The organism is Aliidongia sp., assembly GCF_035943795.1.
Lineage (GTDB): Bacteria > Pseudomonadota > Alphaproteobacteria > ATCC43930 > CGMCC-115725 > Aliidongia.
In genome coordinates this window covers 20584-42168 of the sequence record NZ_DASZBY010000034.1, presented here as the reverse complement: position 1 = coordinate 42168, position 21585 = coordinate 20584, and the positions used below count along the sequence as shown (strand labels likewise).

Annotated in this window: 18 protein-coding genes; 6 read left to right on the top strand and 12 right to left on the bottom strand. The window is 67.7% G+C overall.

Annotated features, from left to right (window positions below):
* Positions 1-22: 22 nt before the first annotated feature.
* Complete coding sequence (locus tag VGV37_RS04815; protein WP_326878489.1) at positions 23-718, top strand: glutathione binding-like protein; 696 nt, start codon at positions 23-25, stop codon at positions 716-718.
* Between the two features lie 112 nt (positions 719-830).
* On the top strand, positions 831-1592 hold the full coding sequence (locus VGV37_RS04810; protein WP_326878488.1) for a substrate-binding periplasmic protein: 762 nt from the start codon (positions 831-833) through the stop codon (positions 1590-1592).
* Between the two features lie 3 nt (positions 1593-1595).
* Here the strand turns inward: VGV37_RS04810 and VGV37_RS04805 are convergent, their stop codons facing one another.
* The 6 genes from VGV37_RS04805 to VGV37_RS04780 form a co-directional block, all read right to left on the bottom strand.
* On the bottom strand, positions 1596-2693 hold the full coding sequence (locus tag VGV37_RS04805; protein WP_326878676.1) for a glycosyltransferase family 4 protein: 1098 nt from the start codon (positions 2691-2693) through the stop codon (positions 1596-1598).
* A 5-nt stretch (positions 2694-2698) separates the two neighbouring features.
* Positions 2699-3256, bottom strand: coding sequence for a D-glycero-beta-D-manno-heptose 1,7-bisphosphate 7-phosphatase (gene gmhB / locus VGV37_RS04800; protein WP_326878487.1), 558 nt, complete (start codon positions 3254-3256; stop codon positions 2699-2701).
* Complete coding sequence (locus tag VGV37_RS04795) at positions 3253-4542, bottom strand: hypothetical protein (RefSeq protein ID WP_326878486.1); 1290 nt, start codon at positions 4540-4542, stop codon at positions 3253-3255. The genes gmhB and VGV37_RS04795 overlap by 4 nt, the downstream gene beginning before the upstream one ends.
* Before the next feature lie 81 nt (positions 4543-4623).
* Positions 4624-5439 (bottom strand): helix-turn-helix transcriptional regulator, encoded by an 816-nt coding sequence (locus tag VGV37_RS04790; RefSeq protein ID WP_326878485.1) that lies wholly within the window; start codon positions 5437-5439, stop codon positions 4624-4626.
* A gap of 157 nt (positions 5440-5596) precedes the next feature.
* Positions 5597-7918, bottom strand: coding sequence for a xanthine dehydrogenase family protein molybdopterin-binding subunit (locus VGV37_RS04785; RefSeq protein ID WP_326878484.1), 2322 nt, complete (start codon positions 7916-7918; stop codon positions 5597-5599).
* A gap of 156 nt (positions 7919-8074) precedes the next feature.
* The gene (locus VGV37_RS04780) at positions 8075-9157 is read right to left on the bottom strand and encodes a site-specific DNA-methyltransferase (RefSeq protein WP_326878483.1); all 1083 of its coding nucleotides are present in this window, start codon (positions 9155-9157) and stop codon (positions 8075-8077) included.
* A gap of 177 nt (positions 9158-9334) precedes the next feature.
* Between VGV37_RS04780 and VGV37_RS04775 the strand changes: the two genes are divergently transcribed.
* Positions 9335-10888, top strand: coding sequence for an acyl-CoA synthetase (locus VGV37_RS04775; RefSeq protein WP_326878482.1), 1554 nt, complete (start codon positions 9335-9337; stop codon positions 10886-10888).
* 33 nt (positions 10889-10921) lie between these two features.
* On the opposite strand, the gene VGV37_RS04770 is transcribed toward VGV37_RS04775, so the two are convergent.
* Positions 10922-11101 (bottom strand): hypothetical protein, encoded by a 180-nt coding sequence (locus tag VGV37_RS04770; protein WP_326878481.1) that lies wholly within the window; start codon positions 11099-11101, stop codon positions 10922-10924.
* A 39-nt stretch (positions 11102-11140) separates the two neighbouring features.
* Positions 11141-12454: a glycosyltransferase family 39 protein gene (locus tag VGV37_RS04765; RefSeq protein WP_326878479.1), complete on the bottom strand. Its 1314-nt coding sequence runs from the start codon at positions 12452-12454 to the stop codon at positions 11141-11143.
* Between the two features lie 113 nt (positions 12455-12567).
* Here VGV37_RS04765 and VGV37_RS04760 point away from each other — a divergent pair, with 113 nt between their 5' ends.
* Positions 12568-13008 carry a MarR family winged helix-turn-helix transcriptional regulator gene (locus VGV37_RS04760; RefSeq protein WP_326878478.1) on the top strand — a complete coding sequence of 147 codons (441 nt, stop codon included), beginning with the start codon at positions 12568-12570 and terminating at the stop codon, positions 13006-13008.
* Between the two features lie 3 nt (positions 13009-13011).
* Here the strand turns inward: VGV37_RS04760 and VGV37_RS04755 are convergent, their stop codons facing one another.
* Both VGV37_RS04755 and VGV37_RS04750 read right to left on the bottom strand, forming a co-directional pair.
* The gene (locus tag VGV37_RS04755; protein ID WP_326878477.1) at positions 13012-13938 is read right to left on the bottom strand and encodes an AEC family transporter; all 927 of its coding nucleotides are present in this window, start codon (positions 13936-13938) and stop codon (positions 13012-13014) included.
* Positions 13939-13940: 2 nt separating this feature from the next.
* Positions 13941-14582: a ribonuclease HII gene (locus VGV37_RS04750; RefSeq protein ID WP_326878476.1), complete on the bottom strand. Its 642-nt coding sequence runs from the start codon at positions 14580-14582 to the stop codon at positions 13941-13943.
* Between VGV37_RS04750 and VGV37_RS04745 the strand changes: the two genes are divergently transcribed.
* Positions 14581-15162 (top strand): hypothetical protein, encoded by a 582-nt coding sequence (locus VGV37_RS04745; RefSeq protein ID WP_326878475.1) that lies wholly within the window; start codon positions 14581-14583, stop codon positions 15160-15162. The two genes, VGV37_RS04750 and VGV37_RS04745, sit on opposite strands and share 2 nt — an antisense overlap.
* 3 nt (positions 15163-15165) lie before the next feature.
* Here the strand turns inward: VGV37_RS04745 and VGV37_RS04740 are convergent, their stop codons facing one another.
* Both VGV37_RS04740 and VGV37_RS04735 read right to left on the bottom strand, forming a co-directional pair.
* Positions 15166-17658, bottom strand: a complete 2493-nt coding sequence (locus VGV37_RS04740) for a PA14 domain-containing protein (RefSeq protein WP_326878474.1) — start codon at positions 17656-17658, stop codon at positions 15166-15168.
* Between the two features lie 250 nt (positions 17659-17908).
* Positions 17909-20398, bottom strand: coding sequence for a PA14 domain-containing protein (locus VGV37_RS04735; RefSeq protein ID WP_326878473.1), 2490 nt, complete (start codon positions 20396-20398; stop codon positions 17909-17911).
* Between the two features lie 250 nt (positions 20399-20648).
* Here VGV37_RS04735 and VGV37_RS04730 point away from each other — a divergent pair, with 250 nt between their 5' ends.
* A complete protein-coding gene (locus VGV37_RS04730) occupies positions 20649-21581 on the top strand; it encodes an isoaspartyl peptidase/L-asparaginase (protein WP_326878472.1) in 933 nt (310 codons plus the stop codon).
* Positions 21582-21585 lie beyond the last annotated feature (4 nt).

Below are 21585 nucleotides of genomic sequence, written 5' to 3'. Positions count from 1 at the left end.
CTTTCCGGGAGCCTGCCGCCAGATGATCCAACTCCATTATTGGCCGACGCCCAACGGGCACAAGATCACGATGTTCCTGGAAGAGGCCGGCCTGCCCTATGAGATCAAGCCAGTCAACATCGGCACCGGCGAGCAGTTCAAGCCGGACTTCCTGCAGATTGCGCCGAACAACCGCATGCCGGCGATCGTCGATACCGAGCCGACCGACGGCGGTGCCCCGATCTCGATCTTCGAATCGGGCGCCATCCTGGTCTACCTGGCGGAAAAGACCGGCCGGTTCCTGTCGGCCGACCCGCGCACACGCTACGACACGCTGCAATGGCTGTTCTGGCAGATGGGCGGGCTCGGCCCGATGGCCGGCCAGAATCATCATTTCGCGGTCTATGCGCCCGAAAAGCTGGAATATGCCATCAAGCGCTACGTCAACGAGACCAACCGGCTGTATGGCGTGCTGAACAAGCGCCTGGCCGACCGGGAGTTCGTCGCCGGGGAGTATTCGATCGCCGACATGGCCTCATATCCCTGGATCGTGCCTTACGAGCGGCAGGGTCAAAACCTCGACGACTTCCCGCATCTGAAGCGATGGTTCCACGCCATCAAGGAACGGCCGGCGACTGTGCTCGCCTATGAGCGCGGCAAGGATGTCTCGAACCAGCCGACGATGAGCGAGGAAGCGAAGAAGGTGCTGTTCGGCCAGACCGCCGCCCACGTGCGCTGACGGGGCGGCCGGCGGCGGTATCCTCGACGGACAGCGTCGCCGGTCTCTTCCGTGGCGGTGGCGATCGCGGCAGCTTATGATCGGCGGATCGGATCACCGAGAGTTGTTCGCCGTGGCCAGACGCCCGTTCGCCGCCATCCAGCGCAGATGCTGGAGTCTCGTTGCGCCGCTCGCTGGCATGGCGGCGTTCGGGCCGGCGCCGGCGAGTGCGGCCGACCCGGTCCTGCTCTATTATTACGAACGGCCGCCGTTCTCGATGACCGCACCGGACGGCACGGTCACCGGACTGGTCATCTCGCCGGCCCGCTCGGCGTTCGACCGTGCCGGCATCTCCTATACATTCGAGCTCACCTCGGTGAACCGCATCCTGGAACGCGTCCGGGACGATGCCGGTCCTGTCTGTTCGCCCGGCTGGTATTGGACCGAGCAGCGCGCGGCCTTCGCCAAATTCACCAAGCCGATCTATCGCGACAAGCCGATCATCGGTCTGGCGCGGCGATCCTTCCCCGTTCCGCCCGGCACCCGCCTCGCCGACCTGCTGGCCAACAAGGCGCAACTGGTCGCGACCGACGGCTTCTCCTACGGCACCTACCTCGACGGGCTGATCGCCCATGCCGATCCCAAGCAGATCATCCATCTGCCGAGCGGCGGGCGCCGGATGATCGAGATGGTGCTGACCGGCCATACCGATCTGGCGCTGACCAGTGAGGAAGATGCGTCGGCCTATGCCACCGAGGGCATCGGCGGGCCGGACTATCCCATCATCCATTTCCCCGACATCCCGGTCGGCGACCCGCGCCATATCATGTGCGGTCGTGGCGTCACCGACGAGGCGATTGGACGGTTGAACCAGGCGATCGACGCGCTGCCCTGAAGGCTACGCCGCGGCGATCACATCCTCGAACTGCTGGGCGATCCGATCCCAGGACAGCGGCCCTTCCGCCGCAGCGACGGCGTGGGCCGCCAAGCGACGGTAAAGCGCCGGTTCGGTGGCGAGCCGGGTCATGGCGGCGGCGAAGCCGTCGGGCGTGAGGTCGGGCGAGACCAGTCCGGCATCGAACGGCAGGATCTGTTCGGCCAGGCCGCCCACCGGCGTCGCGATCATCGGCAGGCCGGCGCCATAGGAGGCGGCGAGCACGCCGGACTGGCTCGCCTCACGATAGGGCGCCACGGTGGCATCGGCCGCCGCGAAGATCCCGCCGACCGCATCCTCGGGAATCCAGCGCTGATCGAGCCGGACCCGGGGATGGTCGGCGATCCGGCGGGCGAGCGGTCCCAGATCGCCGGCACCAACGATCATGAGTTCGAAATTCACCTTGGGATCGATCCGATCGATCGCTGCCATCAGCAGGTCCAACCCCTTGTACGGCCGCAGGCGACCGAAGAACAGGAAACGGAATGGCCGGCCTTCCGGCCATTCCCGCACGGGGATCGGTGCGGTATCGAAACGAAAGGCGCCATGGGGGATTACCGCGATGCGCTCTGGCGGATAGCCGAAAATCCTGCGGACACCCGCGCCGACATGGTCGGTGAGCGTCACAACCCGGTCGCTGGCGCGCAGCTCGCGACCGACCAGGCGCTGGCGCAGGGGATAGGCATCGCCCGGATGGGACGCCGCATCATGCACCACCGTCACGAGCCGCGCGCCGGTCGGGGCGATCAGGCCGACCATCAGCGGGTTCCACAGGTGGGACATGGTCGCGACCACGGTCTCGATCCGTTGTCGGCGCAGATAGTCCCGGAAATCGTTTCGGATCGAGGACAGGCGCGTGGTCGCCGCGAGAAAGCCGATGCCGCTGCGATAGGTGTCGATCTCCTGCGTCGGCAGGTCGAGCGCCCGGAGTTGCTCGACGATCTCCGCCTGGCGCGAAATGGACAGGGCCAGTTCGACCCGCCCGCGCGCCAGCAGTGCGCGCGCCAGGTCGAGCGTGTATTTTGGACCGGCACCCCGTCGCTGCCACTGCCAAAGCAGCACTTTCTTCAACGGGCCAGCCCCATCATCCGTTGGATCTCGGCGAGGCTGGGCGCCACCCAATGACCGCGCTCCTGGTGCACGGTGGTGCCGGTCGGATCGATCCGCACCCGATGAGCGATGCCGGCCGCCTCGCCCGCGTCCAGATCGCGCCAATTGTCGCCGATCGTCCAGCTCTGCGCCGGATCGAGCGACAGGTCGGTGATCGCCTGCAGGAACATGCCGGGCTTCGGCTTGCGGCAATCGCAGTCGCGCCGATAGTCCCCCAGCGCCTCGGTCGGATGATGCGGACAGAAATAGACCGCGTCGATCGAGGCGCCCTGGGACGCCATCTGGTTGCGGATCCACAGCATCAGCGTCTCGAACTGCGCCTCGGTATAGAGGCCCCGGCCGATGCCCGACTGGTTGGTCGCGATCGCCAGCGCATAGCCCGCCGCCTTGGCCGCGCGCAGCAGCGGAAAGATGCCGTCGACGAACACGACATCCTCGACCCGGTGCAGATAATTGATGTCGACATTGATGACACCGTCGCGATCGAGGATCAGGCCGCGGCCGTCGAACGTCATGATGGTGCCCCCGTTGCTTCGAACAAACGATCGAGATAGCGCTCGGGCGACTGTTCGGCGCGCCAGACCAGCGCGTCGGACGCCGCGGCCCGCCGGGCGGCCTCATAGCGTTCGAGCAGGCGGCCCAGCGCGTCGGCCAGGTCGTCCGCGTTCCGGAATGCCTCGCCGGCCGGAGCCGGCGCCTGGCGCGCGATCCAGGATCCCTCGGGCGCCACCATCGGTTTGCCGGCGACCCGGGCCTGAACCAGGATGCCCGACGAGCGGATATCATAGCGCGCGCCGTCGTAAGGCAGAACCAGCACGTCGATCTCGGCCAGCAGACCGTAATATTGCCCGGTCGTCAGCACCCGGTCGTCGAGCGCCACCAGCCCGGCCGGAAAAGCGGCGAGTCGGGCGCGCGCGGCACCGATGCCCGGCTCGCCGTCGGGAATATTGAACGGCGACTGAAAATGGAAGCGCACCTTCCCAGCCCAGCCGAGCCGTCCGGTGATCTGCTCGACCAGATCGGGCAAATGCTGGAAACCCTTTTCCAGACGGGCGTTGCCCAGATAGCCGACGGTGATGGGCGCCGTGGCCGACCGCGGCGGCGCGGCGGCTAGGGCGGCCAGGATCAGGTCGTGGCGAAACGCGATCGGCAACACGCCGACCGGCCGGCCCATAAGGGCGCCATAGATCGCGGCCAGTTCTTCCGTGTCGGAATGGTACCGGACCCCCGCCGCGACCGGGCTGGCGTTGAGCCGTGCCAGCACCGCTTCTGGCCGGCGCTCGCGCGGGCGCCCGGCGCCGAGTTCCTCGACCCTGCGGACGAGTTGCAGATGGATCCAGGGCCAGGCGCGGTCGGCGCTGGTCAAGACCCCGACCAGCGCATCCAGCTCGTCGACGCCGATGGTATGGATCAGGACATGGTCGTCGGCCCCGAGCCCGAGCCGCTCGCAGGCGGTCAGGAAATCGCGGCCGAAGCTGTCGTCGGCGGTCCGGCGCCGGCGATGCCGCTGGTTCCAGACCAGCCGTACGCCGCTTTGCAACTTGCGCGCGACCCGGTTCGGCAGGGCAGACAAGGCGCGATAGGCAAGCCGGCGCGCCCGCCCGCCCGACGTCAGGTCGTAGTAGCCCTGGCCGAACCACGGCAGGATCTCGAACTCGTGGGTCGGCCCGTCATAGGCGCGATTGGCCAGCACCGTGACCGCAAGATCGCGCGCGCGGCCGGCCGCCGCCAGCGCGCCATCATATTCATAGTGATGGCCGTTCAGGTCGACGAGCGCATGGTCGACGATGGCGAGTTTCATGAAGCTGGTGTCGCAGGCGGATGAGGGGAAGGCTGCGCATCCTATAGAGGATCGGCGGCGCGCCCGAAATGGAGATTCGAGTCATGCCTTGGACGCCAGACGCCGCAGCCGTTCGCCGGTCGCCGCATCGGCCGGATAGAATGCCTCGATCGCCAATTCCGACAAGGTCACGTCGATGGGCGTGCCGAAGATCGTGGTCGTGCTGAACAGGTCAAGCAGGCCCTCGGCGGTCTCGAGCCGGAACGGCACGATGACGCCGGCCTGTTCGTGATCGTTGGCCGGCTTCGGACCCGGCCGATAGGGCACGGGGTAGGCCGCGAGCTCGGCCAGCAACGCCTCCAGGACCGGATCGGCTGTCAATTCGATCTGCCGGCGCAGGCGGAACAGCAGATGATCGCGCCATTCCCGCAGGTTGACGATGCGCGGCGCCAATCCCGCCGGATGCAGGCTGAGCCGCAGCACGTTGATCGGGCCGGCCAGTTGCGCCGGATCGACGCCGGCCAGCAGGCGACCCACCGCGGCATTGGCCGTGACCAGGGTCCAGTGCCGGTCGACCGCCAACGCCGGAAACGGCTCGTGGCCGGCCAGCACCAGGTCGATCGCCTGGCGTGCCGCCCGCAGCGCCGGATCGTCGAGCGTGCGCTCGGCGAAGATCGGCGCGAAGCCGGCGGCGACCAGCAGCAGGTTGCGCTCGCGCAGCGGAATGTCCAGCCGCTCCGCCAGATGCAGCACCATGTCGCGGCTGGGCTTGGAGCGGCCGGTCTCGAGAAAGCTGAGGTGGCGCGTGGAAATGTCGGCCTCGCAGGCGAGATCGAGTTGGCTGAGGCGCCGGCGTTGCCGCCATTCGCGCAGATGGTCGCCGACCGGACGGGCGGCAGAGGCTTGTGCATTCATCATGGCCGAGACCATATCGCCGGCCGGTGAGCCGATCCATTACCTCCAAGGTAAACGGCGCGAAGAGGCGCGGTCGGTGCCCCAGAAGACGAGACCGTCACCCCCGCAGGAAACCCAGGACTCTATCGTGGCCGTTCTCGCCGCTGTGAACGAAAGCCGCCTACCCGGCCAGCGCCTGCCAGACCTTGAGCGGGGTCAAGGGCATCTGCAGCCGGTCGGCTTCATCGGCGCGGCCGGCACGGATCAGGGCGTCCGCCACCGCGTTGACCACCGCCGGCGTCGCGCCGATCGTGCCCAGCTCGCCCACGCCTTTGACGCCCAGCGGATTATTCAGGCACGGCGTCGATTGATCCAGCACATGCACGAAGCCGTGCACGATGTCGGCCCGCGGCATCGCATAATCCATGAAGCTCGCGGTGATCGCCTGGCCGGAATCGGGATCGTAGCGCATGTGCTCGCCCAGGGCCTGGCCGATGCCCTGCACCGCCCCACCGTCGAGCTGCCCAAGCACGATCATGGGGTTGACGGCGCGACCCACGTCGTTGGCCGACACGTAGGAGACGATCTGGACGACGCCCGTGTCCGGATCGACCTCGACTTCGGCGATATGACAGCCGTTCGGCCAGCTCGGGCCGTTCACTTTGCTGGTCGCGTCGATGAAGATGCGGCGGTCGGGCTGCCGCGCCGCCAGCTCGAACAGGCCGATCCGGCGATCGGTGCCGGCAACCTGGAACACGCCCTCGACATATTCGATATCGACCGCCGCCGCTTCGAGCGCGTCGCCGGCGAGATCCCGGCCCGTTGCCACCGCCCGTTCCGAGGCATGGTTGATCGCGGAGCCCGCCGTGAACAGCGAGCGCGAACCGGCGCTGCCGAAGCCTGACCCGCGGTCGGTATCGCCCATGACGATGCGGACCTGCTCGATCGGCACGCCGAACACGTCGACCACCAGCTGAGCATAGGAAGTGGCGATGCCCTGGCCCATCGGCATGGTCGAGGCATAGACCTCGATCGTGCCGTCGCCGGACACAGCGACGGTAACCCGTTCCTCGAACACATTGCCGCCGGTCCATTCGAGGAACGAGGCGAGGCCGCGGCCGCGCAGCTTGCCGGCGGCGCGCGACTGCGCCTCGCGCGCGGGAAAGTCCGACCATTTCGCGAGGTCGAGCCCCTGCTCGAGAATCGAGCCGAACTTGCCGCTGTCGTAGGTCTGGCCCATGGCGTTGGTGTAGGGCATCTGCGACGGGTCGACGAGGTTGCGGCGCCGGATCTCGGCCGGATCGAGGCTCAGCTTGCGGGCCGCGACGTCGAACAGGCGTTCGATCAGATAGATCGCCTCCGGCCGCCCGGCGCCGCGATAGGCCGCGGTCGGCGCCGTATTGGTCAGGACCGCGTTCAGGTCGAGATGGATCGTCCGGATGTCATAGATGCTGGTCGTAACCCAGGGGCCGATGATCAGCTGGATGACGCCGGACGAGCCGGCATAGCCACCCATGTTGCAGAGCGAACGGACGCGATAGCCCAAGACCTTGCCGTCCGCATCGAGCGCGAGCTCGGCATGGCTCTCCACGTCGCGGCCATGGGTCGCCGCCAGGAATTCCTCGATCCGCTCGGCCGTCCATTTGACCGTCCGCTTCAGGTGCCGCGACAGGTATGCCACGACGATATCCTCGGCATAGAGGCCGGTCTTCATGCCGAAGCCGCCGCCGACATCATCGACCACCACGCGCACCTTGTCGGTCGGAATGCCGAGCACCGCGTTGCACAGCGTGTCGCGCGCCCCCGACGGCATCTGGGTCGACAGCCGCAGGGTCAGCCGGTCCGTCGCGGCATCATATTCGCCGAGCGAACTGCGCGGCTCGAGCGGCGTCGGCGCCAGGCGCTGGTTGACGATGTCGAGCGCCACCACATGGGCGGCGCGCGCGAACGCGGCATCGGTCGCGGCGGCGTCGCCATGGATCATCTGGGCGGCGATGTTCCGGCGTGCCTCGGGCCAAAGCTGCGGCGCGCCCTCGGCGGTCGCCTGGGACAGCTCGGTCACGACCGGCAGTTCCTCGTAATCGACGGCCACCGCCTCGACCGCGTCCTTCGCCTGTTCGCGCGTCCCGGCCAACACGGCTGCCACCGCCTCGCCCACGAACCGGACGGTCTCATGGGCAAGGCCCCTGCGCCGCGGCGTGGTGCCGGGCGAGCCGTCCGGACCCTTGTACATGGGACCCAGCGGCAGTGGCTTCACGCCGGCCGCCACCAGATCGGCACCGGTCAGCACCGCGATCACGCCGGGCATCGCCAGGGCCTCGGCCGTATCGATCGACACGATCCGGGCATGGGCATGCGGCGAGCGCAGGAAGACGAGATAGCTCGGCGCGGAACCGGAGACATCGTCGGCGAAACGGCCGGCGCCGGCGAGCAACGCCGCGTCCTCGATCCGCTTGACATCGCGTCCGCTGCCGAAACGCCCGACCGCCGAATCATCTGGCATGGGTTCTCTCTCGCTGTCCGGAAATATTGCGCCGCACCCGAGTTTATCGTTTCGCACGGCGGAGGGAAGCGTCGGATGCTTCGGGTCGCAGAAGCTTCGCGCCCAATCGGCGAGCCCGCCTCATCCCGTTCGAGCCCCTGGCGCCGCCGCCAGCCCTTAGTTCGGGTTCTCGGCCCGGATCTGCTGGCGCAGCAGGTCGATCGGCATCAACTGGCCGGCCTGTTCGTAGTACCAGAAGGTCCAGCCGTTGCAGGACGGCGCGCCCTGGACCTGGGCGCCGACCTGGTGGATCGATCCCTTGGCGTCGGCCGAGATCACCGTGCCGTCCGGCCGCACGCGCGCGGCCCAGCGCCGGGTCTGGTCGAACAGCACCGCGCCGGCCGGGATCATGCCGCGCTCGACCAGCGTGCCGAACGGCACCCGGGGCTCGCTGCGCTTGGAATGGATCGTCAGGTCTTCCGGCGGCACCGGCACGACCGCGGCGATGCGTTCGCGCGCCAGTTTGGCGTAGGTCTCGTCGCGCTCCAGCCCGATGAAGCGGCGGCCCAGTTTCTTGGCGACGGCCCCCGTCGTGCCGGTGCCGAAGAACGGATCGACCACGACGTCGCCCGGCCGGGTCGACGCGAGCAGCACGCGATGCAGCAACGCCTCGGGCTTCTGGGTCGGATGGGCCTTTCGGCCGTCGAGCTTCAGGCGTTCCGGACCGCTGCACAACGGGATCAGCCAGTCGCTGCGCATCTGAAGGTCCTCGTTCAGACCCTTCATGGTCTCGTAGTTGAACGTGTAGCGCGCGTCCTTGTCCTTGGCGCACCACAGCATGGTCTCATGCGCGTTGGTGAAGCGCTTGCCGCGGAAATTCGGCATCGGATTGGTCTTGCGCCAAACGATGTCGTTGAGGATCCACAGGCCCAGGTCCTGCACGATCGAGCCGACCCGGTAGATGTTGTGGTACGAGCCGATGACCCAGAAACTGCCGGTCGGCTTCAGGATCCGCTTCGCCGCCGCGATCCAGTCGCGGGTGAAGCGATCGTAGGTCGCGAAATCGTCGAACTTGTCCCACGCGTCGTCGACGCCATCGACCACCGAATTATTCGGGCGCCGCAGGTCGCTGTTGAGCTGCAGGTTGTAGGGCGGATCGGCGAAGACGAGATCGACGGAATTGGCCGGCATCGCGCGCATGAGCGCGGTCGAGTCGCCGACCAGCACGGAATCGATGTCGAGGGTTTGGATGCGGGACATGCGGCGCACCCTGAATCACCGGGAGTCGGCCGTCAATGCCCAACGATTCCGCGGAGATTCGAAAGATCCAGGGTGAGTCTTTGAAGCCATAGTCACGCCGGTGCCGCTCGGGGCATAGTTCTCCGGACCGGTCATGGCGGCCACGAGAGAGCGGCCGGACCTCTGGGAGGAAGCAGGATGAATGAAGCCGCCGGATCATCGGGAGCGCGCGCCCGCCGCAACACCATCGGCGACGGCCTGCGCCGGGCCGCCGCGCGCTTTCGCGACCAGGAGGCGCTCCGCTACGGCGACCGGCGCTGGAGCTATCGGGCGCTCGACCGCGCCGCCGACCGGGTGGCGCGCCGCTTGATCGACCTGGGCCTCGACACGGGCGACCGCGTCGCCGCCTATGGCCGCAATTCCGACGCCTATCTGATCGCGTGGCTGGGTATCGTGCGTGCCGGGCTCGTCCATGTGCCGGTCAATTACGCGCTGACCGCGGCGGAGCTCGGCTACATCGTCGGCCAGTCCGGCGCCCGGCTGGTGCTGACCGACCCCATGCTCGACGGCAACCTCGCCGACCTGCCGGCGGGCCTGCTGTTCGGTCATTTCGACCAGGGCAGCGGCTTTGATATCCTCGCAGTGGCCCTGGACGACAGCCTGCCGACCCAGATCGAGCGGGAGCTGGCCGACACGGATCTGGCGCAGATCCTCTATACCTCCGGCACGACGGCGGCGCCCAAGGGCGCCATGCTGACCCACCGGGCGATCCTGGCCGAGTACGAGAGCTGCATCCACGAGCTCGATTTCGGGGCGCGGGACAAGGCGCTGGCCGCCCTGCCGCTCTATCATTCGGCGCAGATGCATTGCTTCACGATGCCCCAGCTGCTGGTCGGCGCCTCGACCATCCTGCTGCAGAGCCCGGAACCCACAACCGTGCTGCGCCTGATCGAGGAGCATGGCATCACGTCGTTCTTCGCGCCGCCGACCGTCTGGATCAGCCTGCTGCGCCACGAGGATTTCGACCGGCGCGACCTGACATCCCTGCGCCACGTCTATTACGGGGCCTCGATCATGCCGGTCCCGGTGCTGGAAGAACTGCGCGCCCGTCTGCCCGGGGCCGGCCCCTACAATTGCTATGGCCAGAGCGAGATCGCGCCGCTGGCGACCGTGCTGCGGCCCGAGGAACATGCCGAGCGTCCGGCGTCGGCCGGCCGGCCTGTGCTGAACGTCGAGACCCGTGTGGTCGACGGCGAAATGCGCGATTGCCCGCCCGGCACCCAAGGCGAGATCGTCCATCGCTCGCCGCAGCTGCTGGTGGGCTATTGGGACAAGCCGCAGGAGACGACGGAGGCGTTCGAAGGCGGCTGGTTCCATTCCGGCGATGTCGGCGTGATGGACGAGGCCGGCTATATCACCATCGTCGACCGCATCAAGGACGTGATCAAGACCGGCGGCATCCTGGTCGCCTCGCGCGAGGTCGAAGAAGCGTTATTCACCCATCCCGCCGTCTCGGAGGTCGCGGTCATCGCGCTTCCCGACCAGAAATGGGTCGAGGCGGTCACGGCCGTCGTCGTCCTGCGCCGCGACCATCAGGCGACAGAGGCCGACCTGATCGCCCATGCGCGCGCGACCCTGGCGCCCTTCAAACTGCCGAAACGCGTGTTCTTCGCCGACACCCTGCCGCGCAATACGGCCGGCAAGCTGCTGAAACGGGAGTTGCGCAAGACCTTCGCCGACACGGTGGAGTGAGGAGACACTGGTATCCCCCGTGGGCAACCGCCGCTACCGGTACCTCTTGAACGCCGGCCAAACCTCGCTCAGCGGGCGGCGCAGGCCGCGGCATAGGATGATCGGGCGGTCGTTCTCGTAGGGCATGACATAGGGCGCGCCGATCCTGCCGGCGATTTCCACCGATCGGCACAGACGGCTCCAGCGCGCAGGATCGCCGTTGACCATGATCACGGTGTCGCGATCGAAGCCGTGGGTCCCCCATAGGAAATATTAGTTCTGCCCGCTGAGCGCCGGCGGCAGCCCATCGGCCATTCCGTAGAAATCCAAGGCCGCGGCCTCGCCATAATCGGCGGCGACGAGCGCGGTATGGGCACGTTCGTCCTCGGGCAGCGCGCGATAGACCGCGGCCACCTGTTGCTCCAGCGTCCGCCAGCCGAGCTGGTCGGAGAAGAGCTGGGTCAGCGGGGCGCCGACGGCGGCAGCCTCCTCCGGCGGCGGCGCCAGATGGGTCGCGGCCAAATAGCGCGCCAACACCGGCGGATCGAGGATCGGGAACACCACCGGCGCCAGCGGGACGGTCAGGGCGCAGGCCATCGCCATCCAGCCGAGGCGCAGCATCCGGGCGATCGGTTCGGCGGCGACGGCGCCGACCGCGAACAGGCTCGGGTAGGCGCCGGCGAGATAATAGTTTTTGCCATGGGCGCCGATCACGATGGCGGCGGCTACGACATAGGCGATGGCAACGAAGCGCGCGGACTTCAGCCGGGGCAACCAGAACGGCGCCGCGATGCCGGCCAACCAGAGCGGCGCCAGCAGGATGTTCTGTTCGAACGCCTGGCCGATCATGAAATGCACGGGCGAGCCGGTGAAGTTCGTACCGCCGACCGCGGGCCGGATGACGTCGAAGAACGGCCAGCCGTTGAGCGCCTGCCAAACAAGGCTGGGTGCGCCGATCGCGACGGCGAGCAGGCCAGCGCCCCAGAGCCCCGGCTGGCGGAACAACCGGCGCGCCGGCGTCGCGATCAGCCCGATGCCAAGCACGATGATCCAGATCGCCGCCCCGTATTTCGCCGCCATCGCCAGACCGGCGACCAGGCCCGCGCCATAGAGGAACCGTCGGTCGCCGCCCTGCACGGCCCGCAGCACGCAGTAGGTCAGCCCCGTCCAGGCGAGCGGCTCCAGGCTCGCGGTCGTCAGCACCGTCGTGAGCGCCGCCAGCATAGGCGACAGGCCGGCGGCCAATCCCGCGATCCAGGCGGCCGTACGGGTGCCGCCGAGCGCCCGGGCCATCGCCGCGGTCAACGGCACCAAAGCCACTGCCGCCAGAGCGGCGGGAAGGCGCAGCAGCCAGACGCTCTCGCCGAACAGCTGCGTCGCCGCCGCCAGCAGCGGGATGAGCGGCGGCTGGTCGACATAGCCGAACGCCGGATGGCGTCCGCAGATGATGAAATACAGCTCGTTGCGGAACACGTCGTAGCGGCCGGCGAAACCGAGATGGACCAGGGCCACGAGCAGGGTCACGGCCCAGAGCACCGGGTCGCGCCGCACGGCGGCCGTCACGCCCTCTCCGAACAATCGCGTCATGGTACGCCCTCGTTTTAGGAAGCAATGCGTATCGATATGCAAAAGAGTCGTCGGACGAGTCAAATTGAATCTTGGAGATTCAAAATTATCTTCCATACGTATAGCGTATCGAAATGACGGATGATCGAGAGAGCGACGCCACGGATGCCCGGCGCTTGCGCGCCAGCCTGGCGCGGTTGCAGCGGCGTTTGCGCGCCGAACGCGGCGAGATCGGGCTGGGGCCGTCGCGCTATGGCGCGCTCGCCTGCCTGTATCGCAACGGGCCGATGCATGCGGTCGATCTGGCGGCCCATGAACGGCTGCAGCCGCAATCCCTGACCCGCGTGCTGGCGGCGCTGGAGGACCAGCATCTGATCACCCGCCGGACCGACGAGGCCGACCGGCGGCGCGTGCGGATCGAGATCACGCCGGCCGGAGTCGACCGGCTGCGCACCGCCGTCGGCCGCCAGGAGACCTGGCTCGCGGAAGCGTTGCGGGCTCGGCTGACGCCGGTCGAGCGCGACCTGATGATGCTTGCGATCCGGCTGATGGACCGGCTCGCCGATACCGATTGAGGCTCAGACGGGGCTCAGCACCGCGAGCAGGGCCGAGACGGTCAGCACCGACAACACCGTCGTCAGCAGGATGGTCGCGGCCGCCGGCCCCCGGTCGGTGTCGTAGGCCTCGGCCAGGATGAACGGGCCGGTCCCGGTCGGCAGCGCGCTCAGCAGCACCGCGATCGCCGTCGGCAGCGGCGCCAGGTGTAGCAACGGCGCGGCAATGAGCCAGGCGACCGCCGGCTGCACCAGCAGCTTGAGCGTCACCAGCGACACGACGGTGCGCGAGCGGAAGTCGGCGCGATGGGCGGCGATGAACAGGCCGGTCGCGACCAGCGCGCATGGGCTGGCCGCCTGCCCCAGCAGCTTGATGAAGGCGCCGATCGGGCTCGGGATCGCGAGGCCGATGCCGTCGACCAGCAGGCCTGCCAGCGGGGCGATCAGCAGCGGATTGCGCGCCAGTCGTGACGCGACCAGCCGCGCCACGCCGGCGCCCGATCCGGCATGGCGGTCGATCTCGATCAGGGCCACGACACCGGCGAACTGGACCGAGGCGGTGATGATGACGGCGATCACCACGGGACCGAGGCTGGCCGGCCCGAACGCCATGGCACAGAGCGGAATGCCCATGAAGCCGACGTTGGCGTAGGTCGCATTCAGTCCGCGCAGCGCCGCGATCGTCAGGCTCTGGCGGCGAAACGTCGGCACCATCAGCAGAAGCGTGCCGAGGATGCCGCCACCGAAGGCCGCGACGAACCCCCAATCCAGCACCTGGCTCAAGGGCGCGTGCGCGGTGACGTCGAACAGCAGGGCCGGCAAAGCCAGGCTGATGACGAACCGGTTGAGCGCGCCGGTGACCGGGCCGTCGAGCACGTCGAACCGGCCGGCCAGGGCGCCGGCCAGAATCAGCGCGAAGACCGGAAATGCGGCACCGAGGACCGCCTGCACCGCTACTCCGCTGCGTCAAGGGCGGCGATGTCCTCGTCGGCCGCCAATCCCAGCAGGGCGCGCACCGGACCGAAGCTGCGGCGGTGGTGGCGGGTCAGGCCGATCACGCCCAGGGCCGCCCGATGGGCCGCGGTCGGATAGCCGACATTGCTGGCCCAGCCATAGCCGGGATAGCGCGCATGGAGTTGCACCATCGCCCGGTCGCGCGTCTCCTTGGCAACGACCGAGGCGGCGGCGATCGAGAGCGACAGCGTGTCGCCTTTGACCAGGGTCACGGCCCGGCACGAGAGCTTCGGCGCGCGATTGCCGTCGATCAGCGCCACGTCTGGCCCGCGCGACAGCCGGGCGACCGCGCGGGCCATCGCCAGCATCGAGGCCTGCAGGATGTTGATCCGGTCGATCTCGTCGACGCTGGCAGCACCGATGCCGATGATCGCCACGCGCCGCAGCACGCTCACGTAATGCGCCCGCGCCTCGGCCGACAGAACCTTCGAATCGTCGAGACCATCCAGTTCGCGCGGCAGGTTCGCCGGATCGAGGATGACCGCCGCCGCCACGACCGGCCCCGCCAACGGACCGCGCCCGACCTCGTCAACCCCGGCGACGATGCCGCCAAGGCGTATTTCCCAACTGAGATCCGGCATGTTCCCCTGGAGCGCCCCCGCGATCAGATCGCCCGATCTTGTCGAGATATGGCGGGTGTTGCAAGCGCCGGCCGCTAGATATGGCCGGCAGCGCGCCTATCGCGGGTGGCGGGATCCGGTCGCCGAGGCGGCAACGCGGCTGGTCTGCGCCGTCCTGGGTTGCGAACAGGCCAAGAAATTGCTACCTTGGTCGATGATCCGGAGCTTTTCCGGACGACCCGCCCCTGAAGGAGGGGGCAAGAGCCGCATGTCGGACCGAATAGCCGTCTACAAGACGCCGCTCCAGCGCCTTGCCGAGATTTTCATCGTACTGCTCATCACAGCCGGTTCCGCTGTCTTGTCGCATACGGTATTTCCAGATTTCTCGGTGGCACCCGTCATTATTCTGTCATTGATCGCGAGCTTCGTGATCGTCTCCTGGCTCGGCGCCTTCGTGGCCGAACGGCTGGGTGGCGTCATGATGACCGAGCGCGAGCGCAGCCGCCGCTACCTGGACGAAGTGATGCCCAGCGGCGGGTTGTTCCGCGGCTTCGCACCGGTCCCGGCGCGTCGCAACCGCAGCGGCCGTACCCAGGGCTGAGGCCTAGGGCTGGGTCACCAGCAGGTTCTGCAGCAGGACGCCCGAGCCGCCGTTGCGGATCCTGATGGCGTGGAGACCGGCCGACAGGGCCCCGCTCCATCCGTCCGCGCCGACCAGCGCGCCATCCACCAGGATCTGCTGACTGCCAGGGGCGATGGCGTCGGTCCGGATCGAATAGCTGCCGGCGGCCGCCAGGTTGACGGTCCAGCCGACATAGTCGCCCGTCGCCGTCAACAGCCCCAATGAAGGCAGAGTCCCGTCGGAAATGGCGGCGTCGACGACGTTGAGCGTCGCCGGCACGGCGAGCCCGACCGATGGCAGCGGCCGGATGCGGCTGGTCGCGGCCGCGATGCCCGCGAGCTTGGGCAGGGCCTGTTCGTGCACGGTCGGGTAGATCATGCCGTAGGTCTCGCTGCTGGTCGTGAAGACCATGGGCAATTCGCCGCCGTACTGGAAGAACAGATTGATGCTCTGGGTCTCGGCCGCCGCCGCGGCCGGGTCGATGTTGGCCGCGTCCTGGAGCGCGTTCTGTGCCGGTGACGACAGGTTGCTTTCGCCGACGAAGAAGCCGCCCTCGTAGCCGGTCTCGTGCAGGCCGAAGCTGCGCGCCCAATCGCCGTCCATCCGGGTCGTCGCCGGCAGGTCCAGCGCGATGCCCGAGCCGAACATGCCGCCGACCGTCGGCTGGCTCGTGTCGTTGAGCGTCGCGTACCAGGCACCGCCGCCACCCCAGAGGAAGCGGCTGACCGGATAGGGTGTCGCGACATGCTGCCGTCCGTCGGCGTTGTCCCAATAGGCTTCGAGAAAGCCCAGGGCATTCTGGGCGCCGGCCTGGGCGTTGCCATATTGCCATTCGAGCACCGGTCGGATGCGCGTCATCATCCCGGCATCGCCCCAGACGGTACGGAACAGGTCGCTGATCTCCTTGGTCCGTTCCGCGGCCCGACGTTGCCCCAGCACGCGAGAGTCGGTGGCGCCATCGTAGTTGAGCGGCGAACCACCGGCGGCGACCGCGGACAGGGCCAGCGTCACGTTCTGCTGGTTCATGATGAAGGCGCTGTTCCAGAGCTCGTTCGAATATTCGACATAGACCCTGAGGTTGGCGTTGAGCGGCGGGAAGACAGGCGCCGCCTGGGCCGACGCGTACGGATTGGTCCCATCGCCGCCGTAGCGCAGCAGTTGGGCAAGCCGCGTCACGTAGTCGTCGTCGACCTGAAGGGGAACGTTGATCCACAGGTCCTTGCCGGTCTCGTTTGCCAGCTCGATGCCATATTCCCAGGCGGCACCCTTGCCCTGCCAGCCATAGCCGGGCTGGGTCTGATACTGGCTGGCGACGAGCGGCGTCACCCGGTCGGCCCAATGGCGCTGGTTGTTGGCATCGGTCGCGAGATAGTCCATCAGACGGATCACCGTGAAGCCGGCGACGAGCCGCTTCAGGTCGGCGGTGAACAGGCTGCCGTCCGGATGGCTGGCGGCCGAGCCGCGCGCGCTCGGGCGCATGACATGGAGGTTGGCGATGCCGGAACCGACGGCGGCGGCGGGCGAGCGCTGGCTGGAGACGAAGCCCAGATAGGCCCCGCCGGTCGCCGCCGGCGCCAGGATGGTCCATTGCGCACTGGTCCTGTTGCTGGCCGGATCATAGCCGACGCCAGCCGGCAGGACCGTGCCATAGGCGGTGCCGCCGACCGAGAAATGGCCGACACCCTGCCAATCTACCACCTGTGCCAAACCGTCGAAGCTTACCTGGTAGGTGCCCTCCGGCTCGCGCGCCTCGGTCCACAGCGGCAGGGTCGCATCGGTCGCGGGCCAGCCGTCCGCGGCGACGGGCGCCGGCAGGGTGAGGGCCATGTAATTCTGATTGCGCTGGAACGGCAGTGCCTGCCTGGCGGCATCGGCGAAGATCAGCGCCGGATCGTTCGGACTGACATAGGCGAGGTCGATCCCCAGCGGCACGGCGGCATCGACGACCTGCAGCGGCAAGGTCGGGCTGCCCCACGACAATTGCAGCGCGCCGGTCGGGGTATATTGCCAATAATAGATCAGCAGGTCGTAGGATTGACCGGCGATCAAGGCGTCCGACGCCTGTCGCGTGCGGGCGCCCCCGCCCCAATCGGCGATCAAGGTCTTCCAGCTGGTGGTGTGGGTCGGGCGGATATAGACCGCGATCGCACCGGTGGTGCCGATCGAGAAGGTGTAGGTCTCGCTCGTCGCCGGAATCAGCGATCCGGTCCAGCTCGCGGAAAAGCCGGCGGTGCCGGTGCCGACGAAACCCGGCGCGGTCGAGCCACCCACGCCCTGCCCGGTCCATGCGAAATCGAGCCGTGCGTCGCGGCGCTGAAATGCCGGGACTCCGGTAAGATTGAGGTTTGCATAATAATTGCCGAGAAAGCCGCCGGCGGCGACACCCTGTGCCCTGGCACCGGGACCGGCGAAAACCGTCAACAGGAACAGCACCGCAGCCGACACGGCACGCCAAGTGGTATGTCCGGAAACCATCCGCCCGGCCTCGTATCCAAAGAAGGGGTCCGGTGGGACCGATCATGTTCTTGGACCGCGCGCGGCGCGTATTGCCATGCCGTCGTTGCCTCAAAAGAGACACGACCTTAATAAAGCGAAATCTGCATCCGTTCAATCTTTGCAGGTCGTTGAATGCACAAATACCTGCCGCGAGAAATTATGTCGCGAATTTTAATAGAATTTTATCTATTAGATTAAGATGGAGCGGGATCAGCCTGCGATCCATTATTCACTGCGTGACGACGAGATCTCGAATCGCGACCGGAGCGGCAGATCGTATTCTGATACCATGCAACCCGCGACTGAGGACACCCGTCCAGCTCGTGGTGCCGACCAAGGCGCCATCGACCAGGATCTGCTGGTTCACGGCCGCGGCATCCGTCGTCACGGTATAGGTGCCTGCGGCGGCGATATTGAGCGACCAGCCGACGAAATCGCCGACGTTGCCCAGTACGCCCTTCAGTTGCGTCGGCCCGTTGGCGACGGTGGCCGAGGCGACCGGCAGGCTGCCCAGCGCGGTGATCCCGACCGTCGCCGGCGGCCGCGATGTCCCGGTGGCAGCCAGGATGCCGCGCATCTTCGGCGTGTTCTGTTCATGGATCGTCGGATAGGCGATGCCATACTGCTCGCCGCTCGTGGTGAAGATCAGCGGGACGTTGCCGCCTTTCTGGAAGAACAGGTTGATGCTCTGGGTCTCGAACCCGGCGGCGGCCGGATCGAGATTCGCGTCGCTCTGCAATTGGGTCTGGGCGGCGCTGTCGGTGGCCGAAACATTGTTGGCGCCGACGTAGAAGCCGCCCTCGTAGCCTAGTTCCTGGAGCCCGTAGGCGAGCGTCCAGGCCGCATCCGTCGTGGTGGTGGCGGGCAGGGCCAGATCCAGGCCGGAGGCATAGATCGCGGGGATGGTCGTTGCCTCGGTATCGGTCGGCAGCGCGTACCAGGCACCGCCGCCGCCCCAGAGATAGTGGCTGACCGGCTGCGGGCTGGCCACATGGGCATGGCCGTCGGCATTGTCGTAGTAATATTCGAGGAATTTCAGCCCGTCGCTGCCGGTGCCGAGCGAATCGCCATATTGCCATTCGAGCACCGGCCGGATGCGCGTCATCATGCCGGCGCCGCCCCAGACCGCCCGGAACAGATCGCTGATCTCCCTGGTCCGTTCCGCGACCCGGCGGTGCGCCCAGACCGCCGTGTTGGTCGTGCCGTCGAAATTCAACGGCGAGCCGCCGGCCGCGACCGCCTGCTGCGCCAGCACGGCGTTCGTGTGATACATCGGGAAATAGGTATTCCAGATCTCGTTGGAATATTCGACATAGACCTTGAGGCCGGCATTGAGCGGCGGGTAGGCGGGGTTGGCCTGCGGGGCCGTATAGGGATTGGTGCCGTCGCTGCCGTAGGCCAGCAGTTGCGCCAGCCTGGTCACGTAATCGTCGTCGACCAGCAGCGGCAGGTTGATCCACATGTCCTTGCCGGTCTCGTTCGCAAGCTCGACGGCATATTCCCAGGCCCCGCCCTTGCCCTGCCAGCCATAGCCGGCCTGGGCCTGGTATTGGGTCCGGTCGGTCGGCTTCACCCGGTCCGACCAGACATGCTGGTTGTTGGCGTAGGTCGCCAGATAGTCCATGTAGCGAATGACCGTGAAGTTCGCGACCAGCTTCTTGAAATCGGCCGTGAACAGCTCGCCCGGCGGATGGCTCGTGCTGCTGCCGCGGGCGAGCGGGCGCATGATCTGGACATTCGTGACGCCGGAACCGACGGCGGAGGCCGGGGTGCGCCGGCTGTTCACGAAGCCGATGAACGCGCCGCTGGTCGTGCTGGTCGTCGCCGGCACGATCCATTGTGCGGTCGTGGTGTTGGTCGACGGGTCATAGCCGACGCCGGCCGGCAGGGTCTGGCCATAGGGCACGCCGCCCGCCGCGAAGCCGCCGACGGCGAGCCAGTCCGTCACCTGGGCCTGGCCGGTGAAGGACAGCAGGTAGGTGCCTTCCGGCTCGCGCGGCTCGCTCCACAGCGGCAGGGTTGCGTCGGTCGTGGGCCAGCCCTGGGCGTCGACCGGCACCGGCGCGTTGAAGCTCAGGTAGCTCGAATTTCTCTGGAATGCCGCCGCCTGTCGCACCGTGTCGGCGAAGATGAGGGTCGGATCGTTCGGGCTGGTGTAGGCGATGTTGACGCCGAGCGGGATCGCCGCCTCGAGCGGCGCCATCGGGATCGAAGGGCTGCCCCAGGCGAGCGTCAGCCGACCCGTCGGGGTGTATTGCCAGTAGTAGAGCAGCAGCTGGTAGCTCTTGCCGGCGACCAGCGCCATCGTGCCCTGGCGCGTGGCGAGGCCGCCGCCAAAATCCGAGATCACGGTCGTCCAGGGATAGTTGCCGCTCGGGCGGATGTAGAGGGCGACGGCGCTCTGGGTCGTCAGCGCGAAGCTGTAGGTCTCCGACGTCGCGGCCAGGATCTGCGCGGTCCAGCTCGCAGAAAAGGCCTGGCGCCCGACCCCGGCGAATTCCGGCGAGGTCGAGCCGCCGATGCCGCTGCCGGTCCAGACGAAATCGATCCGGTTGTCGCGGCGCTGGAAGGCGGGGATGCCGGTGAAACTGGTGTTGGTGTAGTAGTTGCCGGCGAAGCCGCCGGACGTTACCCCCTGGGCCAGGGCTGCCGGGCACCAGGCCATCAGCGCCAGGCAAACGCAGACCCACAGAGCCCGGCCGGAAAATCGCAGCACCATCCGTCACTCTCCCGCACGAAAGACCAGCTCGGCAGTCTTCCGATATCGAATGTGCGCGAAGGCGGCAGTGATGATGCTGTGGACGGGGGGCGATCGCGCCTGGCAAACGGATACTCCACCCTGCAGTTCCATTGCAGTGCAAAATGATCCGGCCGGCAAGCGTTATTGCGCGGACTTGCAGTAGCGCACGGCTGCCTCGGTGTATTACAGCTTGGTGGAAAGTCGATCCCGAAGCGTGAGAGTACAGAACATGGTGGCCTATACCCTCGCCGTTCATGGCGGCGCCGGTACGATCGACCGCGCGGCGTTGACCCCCGACCTCGCGGCGGCGTATCACGCCGGCCTGCGTCACGCGATCGAGCAGGGTGCGGCTGTGCTCGCCGGCGGCGGCTCGGCGCTCGATGCGGTGACCGCGGCGGTCGTGGCGCTGGAGGATTGCCCGCTGTTCAATGCCGGCAAGGGCGCGGTGTTGAACGCGGACGCGCGCCACGAGCTCGACTCGGCGATCATGGAGGGCACGACCCGGCGCGCCGGCGCCCTGGCGGCGGTCACCCGCGTCCGCAACCCGATCCTGGGTGCGCGCCTGGTGATGGAACGCTCGGGCCATGTCCTGATGGCTGGCGCGGACGCAGAACGCTTCCTGTCCGCCCAGGGCATGGAACTCGTCGCGCCGGAGTATTTCACCACGCCGGAACGGCTGGCCCAGTTGCGCCGGGTCCAGGCCGACGGCCGCGGCGTGATGCTCGACCATGACGGGCAATCCGTCACCGACCGGGTCGGCACCGTCGGCGCCGTAGCGCTCGACACCCAGGGCCGGCTCGCCGCCGCGACCTCGACCGGCGGCATGACCAATAAACGCCCGGGCCGCGTCGGCGACACGCCGGTGATCGGGGCCGGCTGCTATGCCGACGACGCGACGGCCGCGGTTTCGACCACCGGGACGGGCGAGGCATTCATCCGCGCCGTCGCCGCCTACGACGTGGCGGCGCGCATGGCCTATGGCGGCAGTTCGCTGGCCGACGCTGCCGAACGGGTCGTGGAGGGGCTGCCCGGCGTCGGCGGACAGGGCGGCCTGATCGCACTCGACCGGAGCGGCGCACTCGCCCTGCCGTTCAACACGTCCGGTATGTATCGGGGATACCTGCGTGCCGGCGCGGAGATCGTCACGGCGATCCACCGGTGACGGC